At 74.3% G+C, this 10,927-nt stretch carries 9 protein-coding genes; 1 reads left to right on the forward strand and 8 read right to left on the reverse strand.

Going from position 1 to position 10,927, the window contains the following annotated elements; genetic code table 11:
• The 4 genes from ACFE60_RS14110 to ACFE60_RS14125 form a co-directional block, all read right to left on the reverse strand.
• A partial coding sequence (locus ACFE60_RS14110) for a type IV pilus twitching motility protein PilT (RefSeq protein ID WP_375389500.1) occupies positions 1-810 on the reverse strand: 810 nt, incomplete at its 3' end.
• Positions 797-2,317 (reverse strand): GspE/PulE family protein, encoded by a 1,521-nt coding sequence (locus ACFE60_RS14115; RefSeq protein ID WP_375389501.1) that lies wholly within the window; start codon positions 2,315-2,317, stop codon positions 797-799. The genes ACFE60_RS14110 and ACFE60_RS14115, both read right to left, overlap by 14 nt.
• 122 nt (positions 2,318-2,439) lie before the next feature.
• Complete coding sequence (locus ACFE60_RS14120) at positions 2,440-3,765, reverse strand: M20/M25/M40 family metallo-hydrolase (RefSeq protein WP_375389502.1); 1,326 nt, start codon at positions 3,763-3,765, stop codon at positions 2,440-2,442.
• Positions 3,762-5,192: an MFS transporter gene (locus tag ACFE60_RS14125; RefSeq protein ID WP_375389503.1), complete on the reverse strand. Its 1,431-nt coding sequence runs from the start codon at positions 5,190-5,192 to the stop codon at positions 3,762-3,764. Before ACFE60_RS14125 ends, ACFE60_RS14120 begins: the two co-directional genes overlap by 4 nt.
• 83 nt (positions 5,193-5,275) lie before the next feature.
• Between ACFE60_RS14125 and ACFE60_RS14130 the strand changes: the two genes are divergently transcribed.
• The gene (locus ACFE60_RS14130) at positions 5,276-6,577 is read left to right on the forward strand and encodes an alpha/beta fold hydrolase (protein WP_375389504.1); all 1,302 of its coding nucleotides are present in this window, start codon (positions 5,276-5,278) and stop codon (positions 6,575-6,577) included.
• A 104-nt stretch (positions 6,578-6,681) separates the two neighbouring features.
• On the opposite strand, the gene csrA is transcribed toward ACFE60_RS14130, so the two are convergent.
• The 4 genes from csrA to ACFE60_RS14150 form a co-directional block, all read right to left on the reverse strand.
• Entirely contained in the window at positions 6,682-7,053 is a 372-nt protein-coding gene (gene csrA / locus ACFE60_RS14135; RefSeq protein ID WP_375389505.1) for a carbon storage regulator CsrA, read from the reverse strand.
• Between the two features lie 83 nt (positions 7,054-7,136).
• Positions 7,137-8,324: a hypothetical protein gene (locus tag ACFE60_RS14140; protein WP_375389506.1), complete on the reverse strand. Its 1,188-nt coding sequence runs from the start codon at positions 8,322-8,324 to the stop codon at positions 7,137-7,139.
• Entirely contained in the window at positions 8,299-10,296 is a 1,998-nt protein-coding gene (locus tag ACFE60_RS14145; protein WP_375389507.1) for a flagellar biosynthesis protein FlhA, read from the reverse strand. The genes ACFE60_RS14140 and ACFE60_RS14145 overlap by 26 nt, the downstream gene beginning before the upstream one ends.
• A gap of 504 nt (positions 10,297-10,800) precedes the next feature.
• Positions 10,801-10,927: neutral zinc metallopeptidase (locus ACFE60_RS14150; RefSeq protein ID WP_375389508.1), on the reverse strand; the 127-nt coding region annotated here is incomplete at its 5' end.

Here is a 10,927-nt window from a genome sequence, read left to right on the forward strand (position 1 = left end):
CACCTGCTGCTGCTGGTCGGCGGAGAAGACGTCGACGATGCGGTCGATCGACTGCGCGGCGTCGGAGGTGTGCAGGGTCGCGAAGACGAGGTGGCCGGTCTCCGCAGCGGTCAGCGCGACGTGGATGGACTCCAGGTCGCGCAGCTCGCCGAGCAGGATGATGTCGGGGTCCTGGCGCAGCACGTGCTTCAGCGCGGCGCCGAAGCTGCGCGTGTCGGTGCCGACCTCGCGCTGGTTGACCAGGGCCGTCTTGCTCGTGTGCACGAACTCGATCGGGTCCTCGATCGTCATGATGTGGTCCGCGCGAGTCTCGTTCGCGCGGTCGATCAGCGCCGCGAGCGTCGTGGACTTGCCGGAGCCGGTCGGGCCGGTGACGAGCACCAGGCCGCGGGGCAGGTCGGCGAAGCTGCCGATCGACTCGGGCAGCCCCAGGTCGTCGAAGGACTTGATCTCGGTCGGGATGAGCCGGAACGCGGCGCCCCATGCCTCGCGCTGCATGTACACGTTCACGCGGAAGCGCGCCTGGTCCCCCAGCGCGTACGCGAAGTCGAGCTCGAGCTCGTCCTCGAACCGCTCGAGCTGGTGCGGCGACATCGCGGAGGTCAGGATGCTGCGCACGTCGTCCGCGGTCCACACGCCGACGTTCCGGACGGGGCGCAGGGCGCCGGCGACCCGGACCATCGGCATCGCGCCGGCGGCGACGTGCAGGTCGGATCCCTTCATGCCGATCACGGCGCTGAGCGCCGTGTCCAGCCTGGCGAGACCGGGCACGGAGCCGCGGACCTCTTCATCCAGATCAAGCAACGACACGGAGAACCTCCTCGATCGACGTGAGCCCGGAGCAGGCCTTGTTCCAGCCGTCCTGCTTCAGGGAGACCATGCCCTGCTGGATCGCGGTGCGACCGATCTCGCTCGACGACGCGCGATCGATCGTGAGCCGCTCGATCTGCTCCCCCACGGTCATGACCTCGTGGAGCGCGATGCGGCCGCGGTACCCGGTGCCGGCGCAGTTGGAGCAGCCGACGGGCAGGTACAGCTCCTCGTCCTCCTCCAGGATCAGGCCGATCTGCAGCAGCGTCTCCTCGGTGTAGTTCGCCGGGCGCTTGCACTTGTCGCAGAGGCGGCGGGCGAGGCGCTGCGCGACGACCGAGCAAAGCGCCGAGCCGACCAGGTACGGCTCGATCCCCATCTCGACCAGCCGGGTGATGGCGGAGGGCGCGTCGTTGGTGTGCAGCGTGGAGAGCACGAGGTGGCCGGTGAGCGCGGCCTCGACCGCGATCTGCGCGGTCTCGTGGTCGCGGATCTCACCGATCAGGACGATGTCGGGGTCGCTCCGCAGGATGCTGCGCAGCGCGGAGGCGAACGTCAGGCCCGCCTTCGGGTTCACCTGCACCTGGTTCACGCCGCCGATCCGGTACTCCACCGGGTCCTCGACGGTGATCACGTTGACGGTCGGCTTCGACACGTCCTGCAGGGCGGTGTAGAGCGTGGTCGACTTGCCGGACCCGGTCGGGCCGGTGACCAGCACCATGCCGTTCGGGCGGGTGTAGCCGCCCCGGAACGCGGTGAGGTTGCGGCCGGACATCCCGAGGTCGGCGACGTTCCGCGCCGTCCCCGAGTTGTCGAGGATCCGCATGACGACCTTCTCGCCGTACACGGTCGGCAGGGTCGCGACGCGGAGGTCGATCTTGTGGCCCTGGTGCAGGACCGCGATGCGGCCGTCCTGCGGCTTGCGGCGCTCGGCGATGTCGAGCTCCGCCATCACCTTCAGGCGCGAGATGACGCCGGCCTGGATGGAGGTCGGCGCCGACTGCACCTCCTTCAGCACGCCGTCGATGCGGTAGCGGACCCGCAGCTCCAGCTCGCCCGGCTCGATGTGGATGTCGGAGGCGCGGTCCTGGATGGCCTGGGAGATGAGCAGGTTGACGAAGCGGACGATCGGCGCCTCGTCGTCCTCGACGACGGCGGACTCCTCGCCGGCGCGTCCCTGCTCGGACAGCTCGTGCTGCAGGTCGCTCAGCTCGTCGTCGGCGCGGTGGTACCGGTCGATCGCGGTGGCGAGGTCCTTCTTGTCCGCGAGCACCGGGCGGATGCGCATGCGGGTCGCGGCGGAGACGTCGTCGAGCGCGAGGATGTCGTTCGGGTCCTCCATCGCCACGATCAGCGTGCCGCCGTCGCGGCCGATGGGCAGCAGGTGGTGACGACGACAGAGGGTCGCGGAGACGCTGAGGGCGGCCTCGCGCTCGATCGGGTACTCGAGGATCTCGACGAAGGGCGCACCGAACACGTTCGCGCCGCTGGGCGTGGTGATCGACATGTCCGCTCCTGTCACCGGGTACCCCGCGGTCTCCGGCTGCATCAGGTTAGGAAAGGGCCTCTAGCGGGTGGAATCCCCATAGCGGGGCGCCCCAATGCGGGGGACACGCGCTCCCCGGCGCGTCAGGAGACGGTGAGCAGGGCCCGATGGAAGGCGATCGCGGCCTCCAGCGAGGCGATCGGGACCTGCTCGTCGGGGCCGTGGATCGCCCCCAGCTGCTGCGCGGTGATCGCGAACGGCATGAAGCGGTAGACGTCCGCGCCCAGGCCGGTGAAGTGGCGCGCGTCGCTCGCCTGCACCATCACGTAGGGCACCGCGAGCGCCGCCGGATGGGCGACACGCACCGCGGCCACGACGCGGTCCCAGGCCGGGCCGCTCGACCGGGTCAGGGGCGGCGGGTCGTCGCCCGCCAGCACCTCGATCCGTACCTCAGGGTCGCGCACGACACGCCGGAGGCGCGCGGCGACGCCCGCGACGGTGCCGCCTGGCGCGATCCGCACGTTCAGGTCCGCGGTCGCCTCCGCCGCCAGTACGTTCGCCGCGGTGCCCGCGCGCAGCCGGGTGACCGCGACCGTCGTGCGCGCGAGCGCCGCCGGCACGCCGCCGAGCAGGCCGAGCAGCGGGCCGAGCGCGGGCGCCGCCGGGCGAGCGGCCAGCAGCGCGGCGACGGCGCGCGGGAGGCGCGGCGCGAGCGCGGCGGCCATCGCCGTGACGGCCGGGCTGGTGCGCGCGGGGAACGGGTGGCGCTCGATGCGGGTCAGGGCGCGGGCCAGGCGCACGGTCGCCTGGCGCCTCGGCGGGACGGAGGCGTGACCGCCTGCGGACCGCACGGCGAGCCGGATCGTCGCGACGCCCTTCTCCGTCAGGCCGATCATCGCCAGCGGCCCGCGGACGCCGGGCACCATCCCCTCCACGACCGCGCCGCCCTCGTCGAGCACGAGCAACGGACGGACGCCGCGGTCGCGCAGCAGCCCGGCCACCGCGCGGGCGCCGGTGCCCAGGACCTCCTCGTCGTGACCGAGCACGAGGTGCACGTCGCCGGCCGGCGCGAACCCCTCCGCCAGCAGGCCCTCGACCGCCTCCAGCACCGCGACGAGCGGGCCCTTGTCGTCGAGCGCCCCGCGGCCGTGCACGACGCCGTCCTCGATCGCGCCGGAGAACGGGTCGCGGCGCCATCGCTGGTCCGTCACGGGCACGACGTCGTAGTGCGCCAGCAGGACGATCCCCGACGGCTCGGCCGTCGGGCGCCCGACCGGCCCTGCGCCTCCGGCCCAGCGGAGGTGCAGCGTCCCGCCGGCGACCACCTCCCGCTCGAGCTGCTCGTGCAGGAGCGGGTACAGCTCGGCGAGGCGCCGCCGGAACGTCTCGAAGGCCGCCTCGTCCCGCACCCCCTCCTCGGAGATCGTGGGGATGCGGATCAGCTCGGCGAGCCGCTCGGCGGGGCTCATGCGGTCGCCCTGCGCGGGAACGCCGCCGCGGGCACGACCGCGAGCGCGACGGCGCCGACGAGCGCCGTGCCGCCGCAGACGGCCCAGACCGTCAGGTAGCCGGCGTAGCTGCCCGCGGTGCCGCCGGCCGGCGCGCCCGCTGCGAGCGCGATCGCGAACCCGCACGACGCGAACGCGCCGCCCAGCGACTTGCCGGTGTTGGTGAGCCCTGTCGCGACGGCGGTCCGGCCGGGCGGCGCGACGGCGGCGGCCGCGGCCGGCAGGGCGGCGACCAGGGTGCCGGAGCCGAGCCCCGCGACGGCCATCGCGCCGAGCACCTCGCCGAGCGAGCCGTGGAACGGGATGAGGGCCAGGTAGCCGGCGGCCACGACCGCCGAGCCCGCCATCAACGTCGCGCGGGTGCCCGCGCGGCGGGAGACCGGGCCGAGCAGCAGCGCGCCGACGAGCAGCGCGAGGACGTATGCCCCGATGACGATGGACAGCGTCGCGCTGCTGAGTCCGAGGCCGTAGCCGACCTGCGCCGGGTCGGTGCGGACGAACGTCGACAGCGGCCCCTGCGCGCCGAGCACGCTGACGCCGAGCAGCAGGGCGGCGAGCTGGATCGGCCAGACCGCCGGGCGGGCGAGGACGCGCATGTCGATCAGCGGATCCGCCGTGCGCCGCTCGGCGAGCACGAACACGGCGAGGACCGCCAGCCCCAGCACGAGGACCACCCAGCCGAGCACCGTGCCCGGCTGGAGGCGCAGCAGGCTGAGCGCGCCGGTCAGGACCGCGAGCGCCAGCCCGAGCAGGACGGCGCCGCGGGTGTCGAGGCGCCCCTCCGCCCGCTCGCCGGACTCCCGCACCCCCAGGAGCACCGCGAGGAACGCGATCCCGACGAGCACGCCGGGCACCAGGAGCGCGGCGGGCAGGGAGCCCAGCAGGGCCTGCGCGGAGCCGCCGGCCAGCGCGCCCGCGATCGCGCCCGCCTCCAGCGCCGCGACGACGACGCCCGCACCGGCGCGGGTGGTCGCCTGCGGGTCCGGGCGGGTGCGGGCCCGGTGGGCGATCAGCGCCACCTCGAGGGGCAGCCAGGCCGTGTACACGCCCTGCAGCGCCCACAGCAGCAGGAACAGCGGGAACGAGCGGGTGGTCGCGGCGAGACCCAGGCTCGCGACCGCCGTCACCGCGAGCGAGGCGAGCAGCATGCGGCGGTGGCCGACGAGGTCGCCGAGCTTGGCCAGGATCGGCACGGCGACGACGGCGATCGCGAGCTGACCCCCCTCCAGCCAGTTCACGTCCGCGTCGCGGATGCCGAGCGCTCGCGCGATGTCGGTCAGCTGCGGGACGTAGTAGCCCTGCAGGACGCCCGAGGCGAACTCGACGACGACCAGCACCCCGACGACGCCGAGCGCGCCCCGTGCTCCGATGCCGGCGACCGCGCTCACGTCGCCACCCTGCCGCACTTCGCGTGCCTCCAGGAGGACCGGCGCACAGGCGCGGCCGCCGCGGGACGGCGGAGGATGTCGGGGTGATCACCGCGGAGTACACGATGCCCGGCCTGCACGTGCGGGACCACGAGGTCGAGGTGCCGCTGGACTGGGCCTCGCCGGGCGCGGAGTCGATCACGGTGTTCGCGCGGGAGGTCGTCTCGGCCCACCGCCGGCACGAGGACCTCCCGCTGATGCTGTTCCTGCAGGGCGGCCCCGGCGGGAAGGGGCCCCGACCGGACGACGCCTCCGGCTGGCTCGGCGCGCTGCTGGAGCGCTACCGCCTCGTGCTGCTCGACCAGCGCGGCACCGGGCGCAGCAGCCGCGTCGACGGGGCGCGGATGCGCGCCTTCGGCACCGGGGAGGCGGGGGCGGCGTTCCTCGGCCGCTTCCGTGCCGACTCGATCGTCCGCGACGCCGAGCACCTGCGGGCGACCGACTTCGGCGGCCGCCGCTGGGCGACGATCGGGCAGAGCTACGGCGGCTGGCTGACGATGACGTACCTGTCGATCGCCCCGGAGGCGCTGACCGCGTGCCTCGTGACCGGCGGCCTGGCCGGCCTGCACCCCTCCGCGGCGGAGGTGTACCGGCGCACCTACCCGCGGGCGCTCGCGAAGAACCGGGAGTTCGAGCGCCGGTACCCGGGGGACGTCGCGATCGCGGGCCGGGTCGCGGACCTGCTCGACGCGGAGGACGTGCGCCTGCCCGACGGCGATCGGTTCGGCGTGCGGCGGCTGCAGCTCCTCGGCAACGGGTTCGGCATGGGGCACGGCTTCGAGCGCGTGCACTGGCTGCTCGACGAGGCGCTCACCGGCTCCGGCGGCGGGCTCTCGGACACCTTCCTCGCCGAGGTGCAGGCGGACACCGGGTTCGCCGACGGCCCGCTGTGGGCGGTGCTGCAGGAGCCGATCTACGGGGACCCGCAGTCGGGCGCGACCGCCTGGGCGGCGGACGCCGAGCACGCTCGGCATCCGGAGTTCGCGACCGGCGCGCGGCCCCTGCGGTTCACGGGCGAGGCGATGTTCCGCTGGATGTTCGACGAGATCCGGCTGCTGCGGCCGTTCGCCGCGGCGGCGGACGTGCTCGCGATGCGGACCGAGTGGGAGCCCCTGTACGCCCACGCGCGGCTTGCCGCGAACGAGGTGCCGGTGGCTGCGGTCGTCTACCACGACGACCTCTACGTCGACGCCGGGCTGCAGCTGGAGACCGCGGCGGCGGTCGGGAACGTGCAGACGTGGGTCACGAACGAGTGGGAGCACGACGGCATCCGGGCGAGCGGCGACCGCGTGGTGCGGCGGCTGCTGCAGCTGATCGACGAGCGCGGCGGACCGCTGCCCGCGTGACCTCCGGCGCGGCGACCTCGACCGCTGGATCGACGCGCCGCTCCTCGCTCGGCGGCGCATCCCGTCGGATCGGGGACAGCGCGTCGAACCGACCGTCGGCGGCGCTAGGCGCGGGGCTTCGGCGGCGTCGGCTTCGGCAGGCCGGCGGGCAGCGTGGCGCGGGCCGCCCGCGGGGCGGCCGGCGCGGCGTCCGCCTCCCGGACCGGCGCGGTCGCCTCCTCCGATGCGGCCGGCGCGTCCTGCCTGCGGGCCTTCGTCAGCAGGCCGAGCAGCAGATCGGGGCCCTTGGCGGCGGACGCGGCGGCGCCGGCGTTGGCCTCCTCGACCGCGGCGACGACCTCGGCGCGCTGGATGCTGACGCCCCGGGGGGCGTCGAAGCCGATGCGCACCCCGTCGCCCCGGACGTCGATGACGGTGATGACGATGTCGTCACCGATCATCACGCGCTCACCCTTCTTCCGCGTGAGCACCAGCACCCGCCCACCCTACGAGGGCCGCGCTTCCGTTTTGAAGGAACTTCGCCGCGGTTCGCGCAGAAGTTCCTTCAAAACGGAATCGGTCAGCCGGCGAGCTCCCGCCAGGCCTCGGGGAGGCCGATCACCTCGACGGCCTCGGGGCGGCCGTCCCGAGGCGCGCGGAGGCTGGCGACCGCGTCGACCTGGAGGTGGCCGCGCAGGCGGCCGGTCCACTCGAGGGTCTCCTCCGGGTCGCGCTCGGCGTCGATCACGAGCCACGCCTGGTCGCTGTCGATCGAGAACAGGCCGCCCAGCTCGTCGTCGGGCACGGCGCCGCGACCGACGCCGTAGGCGACGATCACGGGCTGGTCGCTGCGGACGCCGTAGGCGCGGGCGGCGACGGCGCCCCGGCGGTCGTCGACCCGGCGGCGGGTGTTGCCCTCGAGGGCCCCGCCGTCGCAGAGGTAGCCCTTCTGCATCCGGTGCCGCAGCGCCTTCGCGACCCGCAGGGCGTCGTCGCCGACGCCGACGAGCAGCAGCAGGTCGCCCGGCCGGTCCCGGCGCGGCGGCGGCGCCCCCGGGGTCGTCATGCCCATCCGCGAGCGCGGCTCCGGCGTCGCCCACACGTGCTGCTGCGCGGCGGCGATCTCCTGCGGCGTCAGCGGGCCCTGCGGCGTCGGCGGTGCGCTGGAGGGGCGGGGCGCGACGGCGGGTCGCGGCGCGCTCTCGAGCGCCTTGACTGCGGCGGCGCGGGGCACGGCCCGCATCGGCTGCGGCGCCGGTCGGGCCGGCTGCAGCGTCGCGAACGGGCGCGGGCTCGTCGGCACCGCGGTGAACACGGTCGGCGTCGCGGGAGGCTCGCGGCGCAGCGGGCGGGCGGGGGTGCCGCCGCCCGCCTCCCCCGCGGGCTCGACGTCGATGCGCAGCGCGTCGAGTACGGAGGCGAAGTCGCCGCCCTGCGTGGAGACCGCCGCGGCTGCGGGCGCTGGCCCGGCCCACGGGTCGTCGCCGAGCGCGTGCGCGGGGCCGAGGTCCATCGCGTCCGCGTCGTCGAGCAGCGCGGCCAGCCCGACGCGCGTGCGCATGGAGAACTCGTGGGCGCCGTCGGGCGCGGCCCGGTCGGGCAGCTCGACCGTGACGTCGATGACCCGGCGGCCGAAGATGCCGGCGATGCCGCCGACGATCGACTCCTCGGTGTCGAGGATGCGGGCGTCCGGCCCGTACTGCTCGGCGACCCTGGCGGCGAGGCCGTTCAGGGTCGGCTTCTCAAGCCGAAATCGTATCGAGGGCACGAACCACTCCAACGGTCTCGATGATGACGTCGGCCGACGTCACCTCCTGGTACGACAGCACCGGCAGCCCGTTCGTCTGCGGCGCGACGAGGCGGCGGACCGCCGGGCGCAGCGCGGGGGCGCAGACCAGCACCGGCGACCATCCCCGCACCTCCGCTGCGTCGACGGCGCCGCGCAACGACTCGACGATCTGCCCGATGCGGTCCGGGGTGAGCAGGATCTGGGTGCCCGCCTCGGACGGCCGCAGGTTCTCGAGCATCGACTGCTCCAGATGCGGGTCGATCATCACGACGCGCAGCGTGCGCTCGTCGAGGTGCGCGGAGACGAGCACCGGGCCGAGGGCCGCACGCGCGGCCTCGATGAGGCCCTCCGGGTCCGTCGACACCTTCGCGCGCAGCGTCAGCGCCTCGTAGATGCGCGAGAGGTCGTTGATCGGCACCCGCTCCGCCAGCAGGCCCTGCAGCACCCGGTGCACCTCCGCCAGCGTCATCAGGTTCGGGATCAGCTCCTCCACCACAGCGGGGCTGATGCGCTTGATCCCCTCGGTCAGCACCCGCACGTCCTCGCGGGACAGCAGGCGGCCGGCGTTGTCGGTGATGACGGAGGAGAGGTGGGTGACGAGCACGGAGCCCCGGTCGATGACGCTGGCGCCGGTCGTCTCGGCCGCGTGCCGCAGCTCCGCGGGGATCCACTTGCCGGCGAGCTGGAAGACCGGCTCGACGGTCGGCGTGCCCGGCAGCGCGTCGAGCATCTCGCCGAGCGCGAGCACCTTGCCCGCCGGCGCGATGCCCCGCCCCATCTCCACGCCCGCGACGCGGACCACGTAGGTCGACGGCGGCAGGTCGACGCTGTCGCGGGTGCGGACGGGCGGCACGACGACGCCGTACTCCATCGCGATGCGGCGGCGCAGCGCCTTCACCCGCGCCAGCAGGTCGTCGCTCACCCCGGACACGAGGTCGACGAGGTCGGGCGCCAGCTGCACCTCGAGCGCGTGCACCCGCATCTGCTCCATCAGCTCCTCCGGCGTGTCCGTCGCGGAGGGCTGGTGCGCGGCGGCCTCGGCCAGCGCGGCGTCCTTCTCCTTGGCCTGCTCGGCCCGGCGCAGGCGGAAGGAGACGAAGATCAGGATGCCGCCGACGAGGAGGAACGGGATCTTCGGCATGCCGGGGATGAGGGCGAGCAGGCAGGCGGCGACGCCCGCGATCATCAGCGCGAGCCGCGACTGCGTCAGCTGGGCGCCGGCGTCCTCGCCGAGCCGCGTGTCGGAGTTCGAGCGGGTCACGATCATGCCGGTGGAGACCGCCATGAGCAGCGCCGGGATCTGCGCGGTGAGGCCGTCGCCGATCGTCAGCAGCGTGTACGTGTTGACCGCGTCGCCGATCTGCATCCCGTGGATGACGACGCCCATGATGATGCCGCCGAGGATGTTGACGAGCACGATCACGATGCCCGCGATCGCGTCGCCCTTGACGAACTTCGACGCACCGTCCATCGCGCCGTAGAAGTCGGCTTCGGCGCTGACCTCCTTGCGGCGGCGGCGGGCCTCGTCCTCGGTGATGAGCCCGGAGTTCAGGTCGGCGTCGATCGCCATCTGCTTGCCGGGCATCGCGTCGAGGGTGAAGCGCGCGCCGACCTCGGCGACGCGCTCGGCGCCCTTCGTGACCACGACGAACTGGATGACCACGAGGATCACGAAGACGACCGCGCCGATGACCATGGAGCCGCCGACGGCCACGGAGCCGAACGCGTGGATGACCGCGCCGGCCTCCCCCTCCCCCAGCACGAGGCGGGTGGAGGCGACGTTCAGGCCGAGGCGGAACAGCGTGGCGATCAGCAGCAGCGACGGGAAGACGGAGAAGTCGAGCGGGCGCTTCGCGAACATCGTCGTCAGCAGGATGACGAGCGCGAACAGGATGTTGACGGTGATCAGCACGTCGAGCAGCCAGGCCGGGATCGGCACGACGAGCAGCATGATGATGCCCACCAGGCCGATGGGCACCGCGAGGGCGGCGGCGGTGCTGCGCCACTCGATGCGTCGCACGGATCTCCTCATGCGGCCCGGTCCGACCCTGCCGGCTCCGCCGCGGTCGCACGTGGACCCGGCTCCGCCGGGCGCTCACGGAGGTGCGGCGTCGACCGACGCCCCCGATGTGGGTGCAATCATCCGGTCGCGGGCAGCGGTATCCCCGGCGCGCCACGCCAGGACACCCCTGCTCGGGGGGCACCAGCGGAGGGGGTGCCCCGCGCGCCGCGCGCACCGGGCACCGGGCACCGGGCCGGAAGCGCCCCGCTCAGGCCGGAAGCGCTCCCGTCGCAGGGCGACCCCAGCGCCGCACGTGCGACGGTCGAGACCTCCGCACGTCGTGCCGGCGGCCACCGTCGCGGCGACGGGTCTCGAGACAACCGCCTCGCCCTCGCGTTCGGCGCGGAGTCGCGCCCCGGTGCCGGTCCAGCACCGCGCCTCCGCGGGACCGGATCAGCCCAGGTCCTTCGCGGCGAACGTGTCGCAGCGCGCGGGGTCGCCGGTCTCGTAGCCGGTCGTGAACCACTGCCGCCGCTGCGCCGAGGTGCCGTGGGTGAACGAGTCCTGGTCGACGGTGCCG

Source organism: uncultured Amnibacterium sp. (genome assembly GCF_964245895.1).
Lineage (GTDB): Bacteria > Actinomycetota > Actinomycetes > Actinomycetales > Microbacteriaceae > Amnibacterium.

Coding starts and splice junctions, on each gene's coding strand:
- ACFE60_RS14120 (WP_375389502.1), bottom strand. CDS start 3,765: ATGAGCCCCGCCGAGCGGCTCGCCGAGCTGATCCGCATCCCCACGATC.
- ACFE60_RS14115 (WP_375389501.1), bottom strand. CDS start 2,317: ATGTCGATCACCACGCCCAGCGGCGCGAACGTGTTCGGTGCGCCCTTC.
- ACFE60_RS14145 (WP_375389507.1), bottom strand. CDS start 10,296: ATGCTGCTCGTCGTGCCGATCCCGGCCTGGCTGCTCGACGTGCTGATC.